General features: G+C 61.2%; 16 protein-coding genes and 1 tRNA gene. 12 read left to right on the forward strand and 5 right to left on the reverse strand.

The window, feature by feature from the left end; genetic code table 11:
* Positions 1 to 243: 243 nt before the first annotated feature.
* Both X750_RS151050 and X750_RS151045 read left to right on the forward strand, forming a co-directional pair.
* A complete protein-coding gene (locus tag X750_RS151050; RefSeq protein WP_023747467.1) occupies positions 244 to 2277 on the forward strand; it encodes a lytic transglycosylase domain-containing protein in 2034 nt (677 codons plus the stop codon).
* 276 nt (positions 2278 to 2553) lie between these two features.
* The gene (locus tag X750_RS151045; protein WP_023747468.1) at positions 2554 to 3456 is read left to right on the forward strand and encodes an alpha/beta hydrolase; all 903 of its coding nucleotides are present in this window, start codon (positions 2554 to 2556) and stop codon (positions 3454 to 3456) included.
* Positions 3457 to 3515: 59 nt separating this feature from the next.
* Here X750_RS151045 and X750_RS151040 read toward each other — a convergent pair whose 3' ends face one another.
* The 4 genes from X750_RS151040 to X750_RS151030 form a co-directional block, all read right to left on the reverse strand.
* The gene (locus X750_RS151040; protein WP_023747469.1) at positions 3516 to 4592 is read right to left on the reverse strand and encodes a site-specific integrase; all 1077 of its coding nucleotides are present in this window, start codon (positions 4590 to 4592) and stop codon (positions 3516 to 3518) included.
* Between the two features lie 242 nt (positions 4593 to 4834).
* The gene (locus tag X750_RS0132690; RefSeq protein WP_245271836.1) at positions 4835 to 6061 is read right to left on the reverse strand and encodes a porin; all 1227 of its coding nucleotides are present in this window, start codon (positions 6059 to 6061) and stop codon (positions 4835 to 4837) included.
* Positions 6062 to 6222: 161 nt separating this feature from the next.
* On the reverse strand, positions 6223 to 6465 hold the full coding sequence (locus X750_RS151035; protein ID WP_023747471.1) for a GIY-YIG nuclease family protein: 243 nt from the start codon (positions 6463 to 6465) through the stop codon (positions 6223 to 6225).
* 268 nt (positions 6466 to 6733) lie between these two features.
* Positions 6734 to 6824, reverse strand: a tRNA-Ser gene (locus X750_RS151030).
* A gap of 462 nt (positions 6825 to 7286) precedes the next feature.
* On the opposite strand from X750_RS151030, the gene X750_RS151025 reads away from it, so the two are divergent.
* Positions 7287 to 8462 carry a porin gene (locus X750_RS151025; RefSeq protein WP_023743754.1) on the forward strand — a complete coding sequence of 392 codons (1176 nt, stop codon included), beginning with the start codon at positions 7287 to 7289 and terminating at the stop codon, positions 8460 to 8462.
* A 91-nt stretch (positions 8463 to 8553) separates the two neighbouring features.
* Here X750_RS151025 and X750_RS1000000165770 read toward each other — a convergent pair whose 3' ends face one another.
* Complete coding sequence (locus tag X750_RS1000000165770; RefSeq protein ID WP_023687272.1) at positions 8554 to 8715, reverse strand: hypothetical protein; 162 nt, start codon at positions 8713 to 8715, stop codon at positions 8554 to 8556.
* Between X750_RS1000000165770 and X750_RS151020 the strand changes: the two genes are divergently transcribed.
* The 9 genes from X750_RS151020 (at position 8714) to X750_RS150980 (ending at position 16231) form a co-directional block, all read left to right on the forward strand.
* Positions 8714 to 9826 (forward strand): pyridoxal phosphate-dependent aminotransferase, encoded by a 1113-nt coding sequence (locus X750_RS151020; protein WP_023747472.1) that lies wholly within the window; start codon positions 8714 to 8716, stop codon positions 9824 to 9826. The genes X750_RS1000000165770 and X750_RS151020 overlap by 2 nt on opposite strands.
* Before the next feature lie 146 nt (positions 9827 to 9972).
* On the forward strand, positions 9973 to 10263 hold the full coding sequence (locus X750_RS151015) for an acylphosphatase (protein ID WP_023747473.1): 291 nt from the start codon (positions 9973 to 9975) through the stop codon (positions 10261 to 10263).
* A 69-nt stretch (positions 10264 to 10332) separates the two neighbouring features.
* The gene (locus X750_RS151010; protein WP_023747474.1) at positions 10333 to 10989 is read left to right on the forward strand and encodes a TetR/AcrR family transcriptional regulator; all 657 of its coding nucleotides are present in this window, start codon (positions 10333 to 10335) and stop codon (positions 10987 to 10989) included.
* Positions 10990 to 11054: 65 nt separating this feature from the next.
* Positions 11055 to 12218 (forward strand): isovaleryl-CoA dehydrogenase, encoded by a 1164-nt coding sequence (locus X750_RS151005; RefSeq protein WP_023692831.1) that lies wholly within the window; start codon positions 11055 to 11057, stop codon positions 12216 to 12218.
* A 107-nt stretch (positions 12219 to 12325) separates the two neighbouring features.
* Positions 12326 to 13150, forward strand: coding sequence for a DUF1444 family protein (locus X750_RS151000; RefSeq protein ID WP_023747475.1), 825 nt, complete (start codon positions 12326 to 12328; stop codon positions 13148 to 13150).
* Positions 13151 to 13158: 8 nt separating this feature from the next.
* Positions 13159 to 14766, forward strand: a complete 1608-nt coding sequence (locus X750_RS150995; RefSeq protein WP_023747476.1) for a carboxyl transferase domain-containing protein — start codon at positions 13159 to 13161, stop codon at positions 14764 to 14766.
* Between the two features lies 1 nt (position 14767).
* Positions 14768 to 15298: an O-acetyl-ADP-ribose deacetylase gene (locus X750_RS150990; protein ID WP_023747477.1), complete on the forward strand. Its 531-nt coding sequence runs from the start codon at positions 14768 to 14770 to the stop codon at positions 15296 to 15298.
* Positions 15299 to 15418: 120 nt separating this feature from the next.
* The gene (locus X750_RS150985; protein ID WP_023747478.1) at positions 15419 to 15808 is read left to right on the forward strand and encodes a hypothetical protein; all 390 of its coding nucleotides are present in this window, start codon (positions 15419 to 15421) and stop codon (positions 15806 to 15808) included.
* A 45-nt stretch (positions 15809 to 15853) separates the two neighbouring features.
* Positions 15854 to 16231, forward strand: a complete 378-nt coding sequence (locus X750_RS150980) for a hypothetical protein (protein ID WP_023684512.1) — start codon at positions 15854 to 15856, stop codon at positions 16229 to 16231.
* The last annotated feature ends 29 nt before the right edge of the window (positions 16232 to 16260 follow it).

Consider the following 16260-nt stretch of genomic DNA (forward strand, 5'->3'; position numbering starts at 1 on the left):
ATGTCGTCGTCCCAAAACCGGTTCCCACTTTTGGGCGACTGCATCGGGCGCCTTCTAGCCGAAAGCGAAGCCGCGCACCATAGTCTCGACACTGTTGCGCGGCAAGCATGCCGATGGTGCCAGCAAGCGCAATTCGAACGGCCTCGATAACCCTTTGTTTACGGGCTCTTCACGACCTAAGTCTAGGCTCTCGGGCACCTGGGCTTGCCATCTAAAGTGCCGCAACAGGGAAAGATCAGGATCATGCCGGCCGGTCGGCCACTCCGCTTCAAATTGCTTGGCGCCGTTGCCCTGCTGATAGTGGGGACGGCGGCAAACGAGAGCGTCGACGAGCAGACGACCTCATCGATCCCGATGCCTGACATGCAAGATGGAGCGCAGACCGATGCGCCCTCCGCCAATATCGCCGTGTTGAAAGGCAGTCTCGACGCGTTGGCGACCGGCGATATCGCCGCGGCACGAGCGGTGCGCGAAACATTGCCGGCCAGTTCGCTGGACCGCCATATCCTGGCCTGGGCGATCGCGCTCTATGGCGGCGACCGTGTGCCGAGCAGCGAGATTGCCGATACCGCAAAGATGTTGCCGAATTGGCCGGGCACCATCGCTCTGCGCAAGAACAGCGAGCGCGCGCTTTATCGCGAAAACCCCTCGCCGCAGACCGTGGTGAAAGCCTTTGACGGCAGCCAGCCGCTGACCTTTCAAGGCGTGGTCATCCTTGCCCGTTCTTATGTAGCTCTTGGCAACACCAAGGCTGCGCTTTCCGTGCTGTCGCCATTCTGGCGCACCGAGAAGCTGGAAGCCAGGGACGAGGCGGCCGTCAGCAAGGAGTTTGGCGCCATCATTCCGGCTGCCGACCATCGTTTCCGCATGGAACGGATGTTTTATGCCGACCGGGAGAATTCGGCACTGCGGGTCGCAGCCCTTGCCGGCGCGCAACCGCTGGCCGATGCCTGGGCCGCCGCCTCGCGTGGCGACAAGAACGCGGCCAAGCTGTTGAAAGCAGTGCCTGCCGCACAGCAATCGGCCGGCTATTTCTTCGCGCAAGCCGAATATCTGCGCAAGCAGCGGAAGTTTGCGGACGCCGCCGCGGTGGTAATGAAAGCGCCAACGAACCGCGACGCGCTGGTCGATCCCGATGCCTGGTGGGTCGAGCGCCGCGTGCTGTCGCGCGCGCTGGTCGATCAGGGCGACTGGAAGACCGCTTACAAGATCGTTGCCGCGCACGCCGCCGAAAGTCCCGCGAGCGCCGCCGAGGCGGAATTCCACGCCGGCTGGTATGCGCTGCGCGGCCTCAACGATCCTGCGATGGCCTCGACCCATTTTGCCCGCATCGCCGATCTCGCGCAGGGACCGATGTCGCTGTCACGCGCCTATTACTGGCTTGGCCGCGCGGCGGAAGCCGGCGGTCCCGGCAATGCGAAGGATTATTTCACCAAGGCGGCGGCCTATGGCACCACTTTCTACGGCCAGTTGGCGGCGGAACGGGTTGGCTTGCGCACGCTGAACATCGTCTATCCCGAGCCAAGCACTGCCGACCGCCAAAGCTTTGACGGTCGCGAAGCCGTCAGCGCCATCAAGCGGCTGCAGGAGGCGGGCTACGACCGCTATGCCGAGACGCTTTACCGCGACCTCGCCGGGCAGTTGACCAGCCCCGGCGAGCTGGCGCTGCTTGCGGTGCTGGCGGAAAAGCAAGGCAATCATTTCATGGCGCTGAAGATCGGCAAGATCGCCGGCGCGCGCGGCATCGATGTCGGCGCGCTGTCGCATCCGCTGGGCGTCATTCCCGACACCGCCGACATATCCGGCTCGGGCAAGGCGCTGGCCTATGCGATCGCCCGCCAGGAAAGCGAATTCAATGTCGGCGCCGTCTCCAGCGCCGGCGCGCGCGGCCTGCTGCAGCTGATGCCGGGCACCGCCAAGCAATTGGCGAAGAAGGCAGGACTGAGCTTTTCCCAGGATCGGCTGACCAGCGATGCCGGTTACAATGCGACGCTGGGGGCTGCCTTCCTTGGCGAGCAGCTCGACCGCTTCGGCGGCTCCTATGTGCTGACCTTCGCCGGCTACAATGCCGGCCCTAACCGCGCCAGCCAATGGGTAGCCAAGTACGGCGACCCGCGCGGCAAGGGCATCGACGCCGTCGTCGACTGGATCGAGCGAATTCCCTACACCGAAACAAGAAGTTACGTGCAGCGCGTGATGGAGAATTACGAGGTCTACAAGATGCGCATTTCGGGGAAGTACGATATCGTTGGGGATTTGGTGAACGGAAGAGGCTGAGGCCGCAGAGCTGTCGCCACGGGCAGACGTTGGCGATCCTTCGCGCCCCCCTTGCCGGCCATCTCCCCCACGAGTGGGGAGATCAGCTGTCATTGCCGATTCCGCCGATCTCCAACGTCGAAGGAAGGGCGTAGCGCCTGAACCGCCAATCTCCCCCCTCGTGGGGGAGATGTCTGGCATTTCCAAGAGTGTCAGCTTGCCGACAACCCTCGATTTGACCGCTCCCACCCTCGCCTGTAGCAGACGGAGACAATCCGGACAGGGAGTCCTTTTAATATGTCGAGCACCGACGGCTTCTCCGACTTTTTCTACACCGCGCCGGACGGGCTCAAGCTTCACGCCCGCGTCTATGGCGAGACCAATTCGGCAGACTGGCAGGTCGTTTGCCTGCCCGGCCTGACCCGCAACGCGCGCGATTTCCATGAGCTGGCGCTTTATCTGTCGCAGCGAACCGACAATCCGCGCAAGGTCATCGCCTTCGACTACCGTGGCCGCGGCCAGTCCGCTTACGATCCTGATATCTGCCACTACAATGTCGGCATCGAAGCCGGCGATGTCCTCGCCGGACTGGCCGCTCTGAACGTCGAGGAAGCGGCCTTTATCGGCACCTCGCGCGGCGGGCTGATCATCCACGTGCTCGGCGCGCTGCGGCCGGCCGCGCTGAAAGCCATCGTGCTGAACGACATCGGACCGGTGATCGAGGCCGCGGGGCTCGCCTATATCCAAACCTATCTCGACCCGGCACCGAAACCGAAGAGCCGCGCTGAGGCGATCGATGCCCAACGCGTCGCTCACGGCGCGGATTTTCCCGCTCTGACCGCAGCGGATTGGGAGCGGATGGTGTCGGCCCTCTACCGCGAGACGGACGAAGGCCTCCTGCTGCCGGATTTCGACACGCAGCTGGTCGAGACGGTGGCGGGCCTCGACCTCAGCAAGCCGTTGCCGGATCTGTGGCCGCAGTTCGAGGCGCTGGCGGCCATACCTTTGCTTGCCATTCGCGGCGCCAACTCGAAACTCCTGTCGGCCGACACACTCGACGAGATGCAAAAGCGTCATTCCGGCATGGAAGCGATCACCGTCGAGGGCCAGGGCCATGCGCCCTTCCTGGAGACAGGCAATCTGCCGGGCGCTATCGCGGCTTTCCTGGATGGAGTACCAAATGCGGCCCAGAAAAAGTAAACCCCAAGATCAAAGATGATCCTGGGGTTGCCGAGGCAGTATATGAAAGCCTTGGGTAACTATTTGGCTTTCGAGCTTTTCCGGGGCGCCTTGGGTGCCTTCGCCGCTGCCGCTTTACTTTTTTGAGCAGGCGCTGGCACTGAGGCCGTGGTCAGCGGCGATGCGAAGGCCGAGCTTTTTCCATCGCCGGATAACCCCTCGCCGCGGGGCGTTTCCAGCACGACAACGCAGCCGTCGAGATCGTTGGTGGCCAGATGCGCATAGCGCATGGTCATCGAAAGCGTCTGGTGGCCGAGCCACATCTGCACGCGGCGGATGTCGATGCCGCCCTGGACCAGACGCGAGGCACAGGTGTGACGCAAGATGTGCGGAACCACCTGGTCGTCGGCGCCGAGACCGACTTCGACCTTGGCATCGTTCCAGATGGCGCGAAACTGTGCCTGGCTGAGTTTGGTGAACGGACCCTTGGGCCGGCGGCCCTCTGACGGGGGCAGTTTGATCACCTCCTTGACCCGCTCGGTCATCGGGATGGTGCGGCTGCGGCCGGATTTGGTGATCCAGAACGAGACGCGATGTTCCTGGATGTCGTTCCAGATCAGTCCGAGCGCTTCGCCAAGGCGGCAACCGCTGTCGACGAGAAAGACCGAGAGACGGTAGGCATCCTCGCTGCGGGTCCTGATGGCGGCGAACAGCCTTGCTTCTTCGTCCCTTTCGAGGAAACGAATCCGTCCCGCCCGCTCCTTCTGGCGGCGGAACTCGGGCAGGCTGTGGATATCCCCCATCTTGTAAGCCTTGCGCAGCAGTTTGCTGAGGGCAGCCATCTTTCGATTGATGGTTGCGTTGCTGTTGCCGCGCTGGCGCAAGGTGCCGATAAGATTGTCCAGGGTGCTCTGGTCAAAGGCGCTGAACCGTTCTCCGAGGAGAATCTCGTCTATTTCGCCGATGAAGGAGCTGACATTGTATTTATGCCGCCCATCATCCCAGAGTATGTCTCGGTATGCTGAAAAAAGCTCTCCGACCCGGTGCGACCTTACTTCTCTGATCTTGTTGTAGCTGTATTTTATCTTCGCATTTTGAGAAGAGAACATTGAGAAATGTTCGGAGGGGTCACCCTCTTGTATCGCGTCGATGGTCATAAATTGCCACACCCCCGAGTGGATAGAGTCAGACCTACCCGCTTGGAAGCGTCCTTTCAAGAGATTTAATCACGCAGTTGTGAATTCATCCGCCCATCAGCGGATCCCACGAACTCACCCTTACGGACTGTTCAGCTGCCGATACCCCCTGTTCCTTCTGCTTGCCTTGTTCCAGTCACGAAACAAAAACAGCCCGGGCGTAGATGCGCCCGGGCTGGTACTCACCTGTCGTAAGCCAGCTCTTAGAACGAGCGCTGGAAGCGGAGCATGCCGCCGATGGCGTCGTCGCCGCCATCGGAAATGCCGGTCCAGTTGTGGTTCGCGCCAAAGCCGGTGTCTTCGATGCTGCCTGCATTGATGTAGTCAACTTCGGCCGTAACCGTGAAGCCCGGGACAACGTCGTAGGCGATGTTCGCGGCGATGGCGAGGTTTTCACCTTCGTCATACGAGACCTGGGCGTTGAACGAGGTCTTCTCGTTGATGGTGTACGTGCCACCACCCCAGACTGCCCAGTTGCCGTCCCACTGCTTGTAGAAGCCGCGACCGCCAGCTGCGAACGTGTAGCCCGCATCCGTGTAGTTGTCGTCGGTACCGTAGCCGCCCATGATGAAGAGCGACAGGTTCTGCATCGGGGTGATGTCCAAACGAACCTTACCTGCGACTTCTTCGTAGTTGCTGTCGTAAGCAATGACGCCGGTGATGGCGCCCCAGCCCTGTGTGTACTTCAGGCCGCCGACAACATGCGGAACGTAGCTGTCGATCGTGCCGACGCCGTAGAAACCATCAGTGCCGCCGCCCGAGCCTTCTTCGAGCGAGATCACGGCAGAGAAGCCGTTGCCAGCGTCGAAGTAGTACTGGATGACGTTGGTGTCGAAATCGCCGTACGGAACCAGCGTATCCTGGATGACGTTGCCGGCGTAGCCGATGAACGTATTGAAGGCCGATTCGTCCTTACCGACACGGAGACCACCGAGCTGGATCCAGGCGAAGTTCAGCGAAACGGTGTCGGCATTGCCGGCAGGATTTACGGCGAAGACAGCGCCCGCATCACGGTTGTTGTTCTGGAAGTTCCAGCGGGTCTCGGTGTAGGTCTTCAAGGTGCCGAGCTCGGTTTCCTGGCCGGTCCAGGTCTTCAGCGAGAAGCGGGCTTTCTTGTACCAGGTGTCGTTGCTGTCGCCGTCCTCAACGTCGGCGGACGTCGCACCATCGAACGAGCCGACGTCGCCGGCGCCGATGTCATAACGGACGTAGCCGCCGATGCGCAGGCAGGTTTCGGTGCCGGGGATGTAGAAGTAGCCCGAGCCGTAAACGTCGCAAATCTTGACGTATTCAGCCGGTTCCGGCTCGGCGACGACGACGGCGTCGGCGGCGCGCGCACCGGAAACTGCGATCAAGGCCGCAGCGGAGCCGAGNTCCGGCTCGGCGACGACGACGGCGTCGGCGGCGCGCGCACCGGAAACTGCGATCAAGGCCGCAGCGGAGCCGAGGAGAAGGCTCTTAATGTTCATTTTCTGACCTCCAGTCAGAATCGAACAAGACAGTGAAGCCGGCGACAGGCGTTTTCGCTGTAATCAGTTGTTATTGTTGAGGTCTATTGAAAAATGGAACTTTACTGCGGGTGATGCGGCCATCACCACAGGCGCTTGTTTGCGGAAGCATGCCCCGAACCGGATTTGAGATAGCGCTCGAATGAAGCTGCCTTGCCCTGGTTCGAAAAGGCCATATAGGTGACGATCCGCCACGGCAGAAACTTGGATGTATGGCTGGATTTCCCCGCATTGTGCTCGACAAGCCGTCGTTTCAGGTCCGTCGTTATGCCGATATAGCGTTCGCGTTCGGCAGCCGCACTCTCCAGAAGATACACATACCACATGAGCTGCTCTCCTTTGCCGGGCGTCGAAGGGCATCCTCTCCGCCATCCTGCTTCGCGCTGAGGTGGGCTTGTCCTGCGAAGCTCGAAGAGCGAAGCAGGACTGCCAATCGAATTTTGCAAGGGATTGTCTGGGCTTACGCTGTGCGGCACGTAGCACACCACACGGTCCGGCCCTTCTACGCCAAGGCTTCGGAGGGCATCCTCTCCGCCATCCTGCTTCGCGCTGAGGGTTGGGCTTGTCCTGCGAAGCTCGAAGAGCGAAGCAGGATGGCGGAGAGGATGGGATTCGAACCCACGAGAAGCTTTTGACCTCTACTCCCTTAGCAGGGGAGCGCCTTCGACCACTCGGCCACCTCTCCGTTGCGCCGCTGGATAGAGAAAAGCGCCGGCACAATCAACAAGCCGGCGCGATAATCGTTGAAAAATCCGCATTCGGCCGCAGCGGCGCCTTTTGCATGCGGCGATTCTACGGCAGTTCCCTGGCTGGCGAGTCGGCGACATGGCCGCAATTCTGGCCGGCCATCGCCGGATTCGGCCGCATTGCGCGGCGCTGGAAGGCTTGCGGGCCCTTCGATAGTTAATGAGAGCTTTCTGACTGAGGCCAAATCGTGTCATTTGTGCAACAACGCATGGGGATAGCGCCCGCATAGCCCTTTCGCCGGTACGATCGTGGTTGAACGCCGCCGCCTCATGGGTAATGTCGATTTCGAAGGAGCGGCGCGGTGCGCATCTTTTTCGGTAGTGGGGATGGGGCAGGGAACGCTGTCCTTCAGCAAAGAATACCCAGACCCGTTTTTTAACTTTTGACTGGAGGTCAGAAAATGAACATTAAGAGCCTTCTCCTCGGCTCCGCTGCGGCCCTGATCGCAGTTTCCGGTGCGCGCGCCGCCGACGCCGTCGTCGTCGCCGAGCCGGAACCGGCTGAATACGTCAAGATTTGCGACGTGTACGGCGCCGGCTACTTCTACATTCCCGGCACCGAAACCTGCCTGCGCATCGGCGGCTATGTCCGTTACGACATCGGTGCCGGCGACGTGGGTTCGTTCGATGGTGCGAGGTCCTTCGACCATAAGGATGGCGACGAGCAGGATACCTTCTACAAGAACGCCCGTTTCACGCTGAAGACCTGGACCGGCCAGGAAACCGAACTCGGCACCTTGAAGACCTACACCGAGACCCGCTTCAACTTCGGCAACCGCAACGGCTACCCCTCGGCAGACGATCCGACGACCGAAGCAGACGAGTTCAACTCCAACCCTGCCGGCAACAAGAACGTTTCGCTGAACTTCGCCTGGATCCAGCTCGGTGGCCTGCGCGTCGGTAAGGACGAATCGGCCTTCGACACGTTCATCGGCTACGCCGGCAACGTCCTCCAGGATACGCTCGTTCCCTACGGCGATTTCGATACCAACGTCGTCCAGTACTACTTCGATGCGGGCAACGGCTTCTCGGCCGTGGTCTCTCTCGAAGAAGGCTCCGGAACCGTTGGCACCATCGACAGCTACGTTCCGCATGTCGTCGGCGGCGTGAAGTACACGCAGGGCTGGGGCGCCATCACCGGCGTCGTCGCTTATGACAGCAACTACGAAGAAGTCGCCGGCAAAGTTCGTTTGGACATCACCCCGATGCAGAACCTGTCGCTCTTCATCATGGGCGGCTACGGCACCGACGACAATTTGACGGACTCGAGCTATGCGATCGACGCCGGCGGCCGCGGCTTCTACAAGCAGTGGGGCGGCAACTGGGCTTTCTGGGGTGGTGGCACCTACACCATCAACGAGAAGACCTCGTTCAATGCCCAGGTCTCGTATGACGAATGGAAGAATCTCGGTGTTGCCGCCAACATCGCCTACGACGTTGTTCCCGGCTTCACGGTCACGGCCGAAGTCGACTACCTCAATGCAGGCAAGTTCGACGACGCCAATTTCTCCAACTTCACCAACGCCGACAAGAAGAGCAGCATCGGCGGTCTCCTCCGCTTCCAGCGCTCGTTCTAAGACGCTCAGCCTGGCTGAAAATCGAACCCGGCGGGCAACCGCCGGGTTTTCTTTTTGAAGCGCCCGTCGCCATTGGCTGCAGTGCTGGCCTTCAAAAGGGTTGCCGCCTACCGGCGGTCAGGTCGTAGAGCGTGGCCACCCGCGCCGATTTCATCACGGGCGTGATGGCCACTATTTCCAGCCGCGCCAGAACTTGCGCCGTCCTATTGGGCACGCTAGCAAGAAGGCCCATCTTCTCGTGAGCCTTTGCCATGCGCCAGCGCCCTGCCCTCACGCCGCTTGTCGGCGCGCTTCCCTCGACGGTGCCGTTTGTCGGACCGGAAGCGCAGGAGCGCGAGCGCGGACGTGCTTTTCGCGCCCGCATCGGCGCCAATGAAAGCAGCTTCGGGCCTTCGCCGCGCGTTATCGCCCGTATGGAGCGCGTCGCGCGTGACCAGTGGATGTATTGCGATCCCGACAATTACGATCTGAAGCAGGCTGCGGCCCGCCATCTCGGCGTCGGCGCCGAAAACGTCGTGGTCGGCGAAGGCATAGACGGGCTGCTTAGCCTGGTGGCGCGCATGTATGTCGCGCCTGGCGACGCGGTGGTCACCTCGCTCGGTGCCTATCCGACGTTCAATTTCCACATTGCCGGCGTCGGCGGCCGGCTGGTCACGGTGCCTTACGAGAACGACAAGGAAAGTCTGGACGGCCTGCTCAAGGCCGTCGTCCGGGAAAAGGCGCCGCTGGTCTATCTCTCCAACCCGGACAACCCCATGGGCAGTTGGTGGGATGCAAGCGAGATCATCGCCTTCATTGAAGCCCTGCCGGAAACCACCATGCTGGTGTTCGACGAGGCCTATGGCGAATTGGGACCGGCCTCGGCGCTGCCGCCGATCGACGTCGCGCGGCCCAACGTCATCCGCATGCGCACCTTCTCCAAGGCATACGGGCTGGCCGGCATTCGCTGCGGCTATGCGGTGGCCGAGGCTGAGGTGATCCGCGATTTCGAGAAGATCCGCAACCATTACGGCGTCAGCCGCATGGCGCAGATCGCCGGCGTCGAGGCGCTGGCCGACCAGGACTGGCTGCACAGCGTGGTGGCGCGAGTCGCTGCCGGACGCGCACGTATAGCCGGGATTGCCGAGACGAACGGGCTGAAGCCGCTGCCATCGGCGACCAATTTCGTCACCATCGATTGCGGCAAGGACGGCGCCTTCGCGCTGAAAGTGCTGCAAAATCTTTTGTCGCGCGACGTTTTCATCCGCAAGCCGATGGCGCCAGGGCTCGACCGTTGCATAAGGGTCAGCGTCGGCCTCGATCATGAGCTCGACATCTTTGCCGAGGAACTGCCCGGCGCGCTCGCCGCTGCGCGGGGAAATTAGCCCGGCCGATTGCCGTCGCGACACGGCCTGCCAATGCCGCCAAAGGCCAAGACAGAATCAGCCGGGTCCCCGGCTTCCGTCGATCCAACAACAATCCAACCGTTCAAGGCTGTTGCTTTCGTCCGATCCCGCGCCAGTTCTTGAGCATGGGAGATAACGACCGGCAAAAGGCGGTGCAGGCGCGCGTGCATGGTAAGGTGCAAGGCGTCGGCTATCGGATGTGGGCGCGACGCGAAGCGATAGGGCTTGGCCTCGTAGGTTGGGTACGCAATGAACGAGATGGCACGGTGACGGCCTCGATTGCCGGTGCCGATGCTGCGGTTTCGACAATGATCGAACGGCTCCGGCAAGGGCCACGGGGAGCTTCGGTTTCGAAGGTCGAGACCGAGGAATTCGAACTCCTCGACGCGCCCATCGATTTTCGGATCATTGTCTAGACGGAACCACTTTATTGCCGCTTGAATTAATTGAACGTTCGTTTTATTACTGAATACCGGAAGGCGATCATGGCACGCACAACGGGATCCGATGGCGAAAAAACTGAAGCGGCCGTCCGCGAGGCAGCGGTCAGCCTGATCGCCCGCTTCGGCTATGAGGCGACGTCGATGCGGCAGCTTGCCGCCGAGGTCGGCGTCCAGGCGGCCGCGCTCTACCGCTATTTTCCGACCAAGGAAGACCTGCTGTTCACGCTGATGCGCGAACATATGGAAGGGCTGATCGAAGCGTGGGACGCCGCACGCCCCGACGCAGCCGATCCGGCAACGCGGCTTGCCGCCTATGTCGAAAACCACATCGCTTTCCACATCGAGCGCCGCCACTCCACCCATGTCTCGAACATGGAATTGCGCAGCCTGTCGCATGACCGGCTGACGCAGATCCTTCGCATGCGCACCGCCTATGAGAAGGAGTTGCGCGCCATCCTGCGCGACGGCGCGGAGGCCGGCGCCTTCAGTGTCGATGACACCGGGCTCACTGCCATGGCCCTGGTCCAGATGATGACCGGCGTCATCGTCTGGTTCCGGCCGGGCGAGCGGCTGTCGATGGCTGAAGTCACGGCGACATATCTTTCAATGACAATGCGCCTGGTTGGCGCGAAGATCGACGGCAAGACTTACAGCGCCGCGCGTCCCTTCGGACGCGCAAAGGACGCTGTAGCATTTTGATTTCGCGCATGATCCTTTCCGGAAATCAAAGTTGATTTTCGGGGTCATGCGGCAGGAGGAACGGCATGTACACGAACACACTCAGCTTCGGGCATGACGAAGACATCGAGGCGCTGCGCGATCTGGTGCGCCGCTTTGCCCAGGAGAAAATAGCGCCGATCGCTGCCGAGATCGACCGCAGCAATCAATTCCCCACGCATCTGTGGAAAGAGCTCGGCGCGCTCGGCCTTCTCGGCATCACCGCCGATCCCGATTTCGGCGGCAGCGGCATGGGCTATCTTGCCCACGTCATTGCGGTGGAAGAGATTTCGCGCGCCTCGGGCTCGGTTGGTCTCTCCTACGGCGCCCATTCGAACCTCTGCGTCAACCAGATCAACCGCTGGGCGACGCCGGCTCAGAAGGAGAAATTCCTGCCGGCATTGTGCTCGGGCGAAAGGGCAGGTGCGCTGGCCATGTCGGAATCAGGCGCCGGCTCCGACGTCGTCTCGCTCAAGCTGCGCGCCGAAAAGCGCAACGACCGCTATGTGCTCAACGGCTCGAAAATGTGGATCACCAACGGCCCCGATGCCGAAACGCTGGTGGTCTACGCCAAGACCGATCCCGAGCGGAAATCGCGCGGCATCACCGCCTTCATCGTCGAAAAGACGATGGCCGGCTTCTCGGCATCGCCAAAGCTCGACAAGCTCGGCATGCGCGGCTCCAACACCGGCGAACTGGTGTTCGACAATGTCGAGGTGCCCTATGACAATGTGCTGCATGAGGAGGGCCGCGGCGTCGAGGTCCTGATGTCGGGCCTCGACTACGAACGCACCGTGCTCGCCGGCGGACCGCTCGGGCTCATGGCGGCCTGTCTCGACGTGGCGATCCCCTATGTGCATGAGCGCAAGCAGTTCGGCCAGCCGATCGGCGAGTTCCAGCTCGTGCAGGGCAAACTTGCCGACATGTATTCGACGATGAACGCCGCGCGCGCTTACGTTTATGCTGTCGCGGCTGCCTGCGATCGCGGCCAGACGACACGCAAGGATGCCGCTGGCTGCGTGCTGTTTGCCGCCGAAAAAGCGACGCTGATGGCGCTCGACGCCATCCAGCTGCTTGGCGGCAACGGCTATACCAACGAGTATCCGACCGGCCGGCTGTTGCGCGACGCCAAGCTCTACGAGATCGGCGCCGGCACCAGCGAGATCCGCCGCTGGCTGATCGGGCGCGAGATCATGGCGGAAGGGGTTTAGTGCCTGCCAAGATGGCAGGCTGTTGTTTTGCGGGTATCGAGAGACAAGTAGGGCGATAGATGGTTACGTCATCGGGGCATCCAGTCACAAGGCGGGGGATATTTGCGATGGCTTTGTTTTCCACAATCGCTGGCTTTCTCGGGCGCGCGAAGGCTCAGAAGCGTCGCTTTTCTAATATGGCGGAATTCAGAGAGCTCGTAATTGCCGAACTCAAACGGCAGCCGGGTGTCGATAGCGCTGTCGCAGACCCATCGGATCCTGCAAAAATCGGTGCAAAACTCGATGGCGCAGACGTGACGGCAGACGTCACAAACGTGTTCGGGCACTTGAACTCATACCCCGACGAAGACGCCGATGCGGCCATACGCAGGCTTGTCCGAGGCCTCGCCGAAATACGACCTAGGGCGAGTGAAGAAAGTCTGATCGCGGTGATACGGACCCAGCAGTATGTCGAGCACCTCAAATCGATGGGTTTGGATTTATTGTGCGAACCGCTGGTTGGTGAAATTGCGGTCGTATACATGGCCGACCTTCCCGATACAGTCTCACCTGTTGCTCCGAAGGACTTCCCCGGCCGGGCGCTTTCGGATTTGCGCGATGTCGCACTAGGCAATGTGAAGAAATGGCTGCCGAAAATTGTCTCCGACGGCCAGATTGGCACATTTTATCTCTATTACGTCGACGGCAATACGATGCTCTCCACGAGCCTTGTGCTGCTCGACGAGTTCTGGCTGTCGATCAAAGCACAGTTTCCCGGCGATGTTTTATTTGCGCTGCCGCGCCGGGATCAATTGTTCATCTTCGACGCGAGCAATCCGCAGGCCCAAAGCGCGGCCAGACAGATGATCGACGTCACGTTCGAGGATGACTTCAATCTGCTATCCGATAAAATTTTCGAACGCCGCAACGGCAAACTCCTAGCCCAGATGTAGAGCTCGAAATGGCCGTACTCCAGACCCAGATCTCGCCCTCCTCCGAGACCTTCCGCGCCAATGCCGAGCGCATGCGGGCGCTGGTTGCCGACATTGCGGACAAGGCGGCAAGCGTCGAGCGCGGTGGCTCGGAGGAGGCGCGCGAGCGTCATGTTTCGCGCGGCAAGCTGTTGCCGCGCGAGCGGCTGGCGCAGTTGCTCGACACCGGCTCGCCTTTCCTCGAGATCGGCCAGTTCGCGGCATGGTCCATGTATGGCGAGGAGATTTCCTCGGCCGGCCTCATCGCCGGCGTCGGCCGTGTCGAAGGCACCGAGGTGATGGTCGTGGTCAACGACGCCACGGTGAAGGGCGGCACCTATTATCCGCTCACGGTGAAGAAGCATTTGCGCGCACAGGAGATCGCGCTGCAAAACAATCTGCCTTGCGTCTATCTGGTCGACAGCGGCGGCGCCAACCTGCCTAATCAGGACGAGGTGTTTCCCGATCGCGAGCATTTCGGCCGCATCTTCTACAACCAGGCCAACATGTCGGCGGCCGGCATTCCGCAGATCGCCTGCGTCATGGGCTCATGTACTGCGGGCGGCGCCTATGTGCCGGCAATGTCGGACGAGACGATCATGGTGCGCAACCAGGCGACCATTTTTCTCGGCGGCCCGCCTCTGGTGAAGGCGGCTACGGGTGAAGATGTCAGCGCCGAGGAGCTTGGCGGCGCCGACGTGCACACCAGGCTGTCCGGTGTCGCCGACCACTATGCGCTGGACGACGAACATGCGCTGGCCATCTGCCGGCGCATCGTCAAAAATCTCAACCGGCGCAAGACTGTAAGCCTGACCTTACAGAAACCCATGCCGCCGCTTCATGACGCGCAGGAACTCTACGGCATCGTGCCGACGGATCTGCGCCAGCCCTATGATGTGCGCGAGGTGATCGCGCGCGTCGTCGACGGCTCCGAGTTCGACGAGTTCAAGCAGAATTACGGCACCACGCTGGTCACCGGCTTTGCCCATCTTCAGGGCATGCCGGTCGGCATCATCGCCAACAATGGCGTGCTGTTTTCCGAAAGTGCTGTGAAGGGCGCGCATTTCATCGAACTGTGCTGCCAGCGCAAGATCCCGCTGATGTTCCTGCAGAACATCACCGGCTTCATGGTCGGGCGAAAATACGAGGCCGGCGGCATCGCCAAGGACGGCGCCAAGCTGGTGATGGCGGTCGCCACCGCCAAGGTGCCGAAGGTGACGATGATCATCGGCGGGTCGTTCGGCGCCGGCAATTACGGCATGTGCGGACGCGCCTACTCGCCGCGGTTCCTGTGGATGTGGCCGAACGCGCGCATTTCGGTGATGGGCGGCGAACAGGCGGCGACCGTGCTGGCGGTGGTCAAGCGCGAGGGCATCGAGCGCAAGGGCGGTGAGTGGAGCGCGGACGAGGAAGCGAAATTCAAGAAGCCGATCCTGATGAAATACGAGCATGAGGGCCACCCGCTCTACTCCTCGGCGCGGCTGTGGGACGACGGCATCATCGACCCGGCGAAAACGCGCGAGGTGCTGGCGCTCAGCCTGTCGGCCGCGCTCAACGCCGACATCGAGGAAACGAAGTTCGGCGTGTTCAGGATGTAGGATGAGCAAGTTCGGCGAACGGATACATGTCCACACCGGCGACATCACCAGGCTTGCGGTCGATGCCATCGTCAACGCCGCCAATTCCTCGCTGCTGGGCGGCGGCGGCGTCGACGGCGCCATTCACCGCGCCGCCGGCCCGGAGCTCGAATTCGAATGCCGGATGCTGAACGGCTGCAATGTCGGCGAAGCAAAGCTTACCAAGGGCTATCACCTGCCGGCACGTTACATCATCCACACGGTCGGACCTGTCTGGCAAGGCGGCGGCAAAGGCGAAGCCGGGCTGCTCGCCTCCTGCTATATCAGGTCGCTCGAAATCGCCGCCGCCAGGGATTGCCGGACTGTGGCATTTCCGGCGATCTCCACCGGCATCTACCGTTATCCGAAAAATGAGGCGACGCAGATTGCCGTTGGCATCGCAGGTACCTTCGTCGGACAGAACTCAACGCCCGAAACAGTTATTTTCTGCTGCTTCGACGAGCCAATAGCTCAACTATACCGACAAGCCGTTGCTGCCATTGGAGGATGCTAGTCTGCATGGATAAGATGGTTCCTCCACCTACGCAAAAGCAATTTTCGGTGAGCAGGCTGGCGGCACTGGAGAATAGACGCTATTGTTCATCCCACATTGGGCAACGGGGATGGGGTAAAGATGAGGCCGAAATATTCGGGAAAAACGACTGCGTCGGTACTTGCAGTCTTGCTTATATTTTCGGTACCCGGCGTTGGCGCCGCGGCATCGCTGGCGGGAAGCAAAGGCGACATCCATTTCTATCCGTATTTGCCGAAAAGCCCGAAAGACCAGTGCACCATGGCTTACAACGCCTATGTGGCCGCCGGCGGCCATTCGGCCTATGCGACCACGCCCTATGCGACCACGCCCTATGCCCGGATCCGTTCGTTGTACATCATCTGCGGCTCGGGCTTGAATGCACCGTCACAGAAGGCTGCCGAAGAACGGGCGATGAAATCCTGCGAGTCCGCCCGCAGCCATTACAAGGTCATTACAGGGGCTGGCTGCGAAGTTGCGGCATCGAAGTAGGCCGACAAGCATCGGCTTGGGCATTTTTCAAATGGGCGGCGCAAGATGAAATCGACACGCATCAAACGAATTACTGTATCGATGCTTGCCGGCCTGCTCGTATTTACGGCACCCGGTATCGGGGCGGCTGGATCGCTGGCGGGCAGCAAGGGAGACACCCGATTCTGGCCTCCGTTGTCACTGAATCCAAAGGAGCCCTGCACGAAGTCGTACAACGCCTATGTCGCGGCGAGTGGCCACTCGGCCTACGCGACCACATTCTACTCGCGCGTCGACGATCTTTACATCATCTGCGGTGCGCGGCTGAACGCGCCATCTCAGAAGGCCGCGGAAGAGTTGGCGTTGCGAAGCTGTCAGGTTGGCCTGAAAAAGTGGAAGGTTCAGACCGCGAGCGGCGGCTGCAAAATCGCGGCTTCGAAATAGGCTCATTCCTGCTAGACCGGCGCCGCCCG

It is taken from the genome of Mesorhizobium sp. LNJC391B00, assembly GCF_000502535.1.
In the GTDB taxonomy this organism is placed as follows: domain Bacteria; phylum Pseudomonadota; class Alphaproteobacteria; order Rhizobiales; family Rhizobiaceae; genus Mesorhizobium.

Excerpts from the sequence above, each read along its gene's own strand:
- X750_RS151050 (WP_023747467.1), top strand. The coding sequence starts at position 244 with ATGCCGGCCGGTCGGCCACTCCGCTTCAAATTGCTTGGCGCCGTTGCC.
- X750_RS151045 (WP_023747468.1), top strand. The coding sequence starts at position 2,554 with ATGTCGAGCACCGACGGCTTCTCCGACTTTTTCTACACCGCGCCGGAC.
- X750_RS151040 (WP_023747469.1), bottom strand. The coding sequence starts at position 4,592 with ATGACCATCGACGCGATACAAGAGGGTGACCCCTCCGAACATTTCTCA.
- X750_RS151035 (WP_023747471.1), bottom strand. The coding sequence starts at position 6,465 with ATGTGGTATGTGTATCTTCTGGAGAGTGCGGCTGCCGAACGCGAACGC.
- X750_RS151025 (WP_023743754.1), top strand. The coding sequence starts at position 7,287 with ATGAACATTAAGAGCCTTCTCCTCGGCTCCGCTGCGGCCCTGATCGCA.
- X750_RS151020 (WP_023747472.1), top strand. The coding sequence starts at position 8,714 with ATGCGCCAGCGCCCTGCCCTCACGCCGCTTGTCGGCGCGCTTCCCTCG.
- X750_RS1000000165770 (WP_023687272.1), bottom strand. The coding sequence starts at position 8,715 with ATGGCAAAGGCTCACGAGAAGATGGGCCTTCTTGCTAGCGTGCCCAAT.
- X750_RS151015 (WP_023747473.1), top strand. The coding sequence starts at position 9,973 with ATGGGAGATAACGACCGGCAAAAGGCGGTGCAGGCGCGCGTGCATGGT.
- X750_RS151010 (WP_023747474.1), top strand. The coding sequence starts at position 10,333 with ATGGCACGCACAACGGGATCCGATGGCGAAAAAACTGAAGCGGCCGTC.
- X750_RS151005 (WP_023692831.1), top strand. The coding sequence starts at position 11,055 with ATGTACACGAACACACTCAGCTTCGGGCATGACGAAGACATCGAGGCG.
- X750_RS151000 (WP_023747475.1), top strand. The coding sequence starts at position 12,326 with ATGGCTTTGTTTTCCACAATCGCTGGCTTTCTCGGGCGCGCGAAGGCT.
- X750_RS150995 (WP_023747476.1), top strand. The coding sequence starts at position 13,159 with ATGGCCGTACTCCAGACCCAGATCTCGCCCTCCTCCGAGACCTTCCGC.
- X750_RS150990 (WP_023747477.1), top strand. The coding sequence starts at position 14,768 with ATGAGCAAGTTCGGCGAACGGATACATGTCCACACCGGCGACATCACC.
- X750_RS150985 (WP_023747478.1), top strand. The coding sequence starts at position 15,419 with ATGAGGCCGAAATATTCGGGAAAAACGACTGCGTCGGTACTTGCAGTC.
- X750_RS150980 (WP_023684512.1), top strand. The coding sequence starts at position 15,854 with ATGAAATCGACACGCATCAAACGAATTACTGTATCGATGCTTGCCGGC.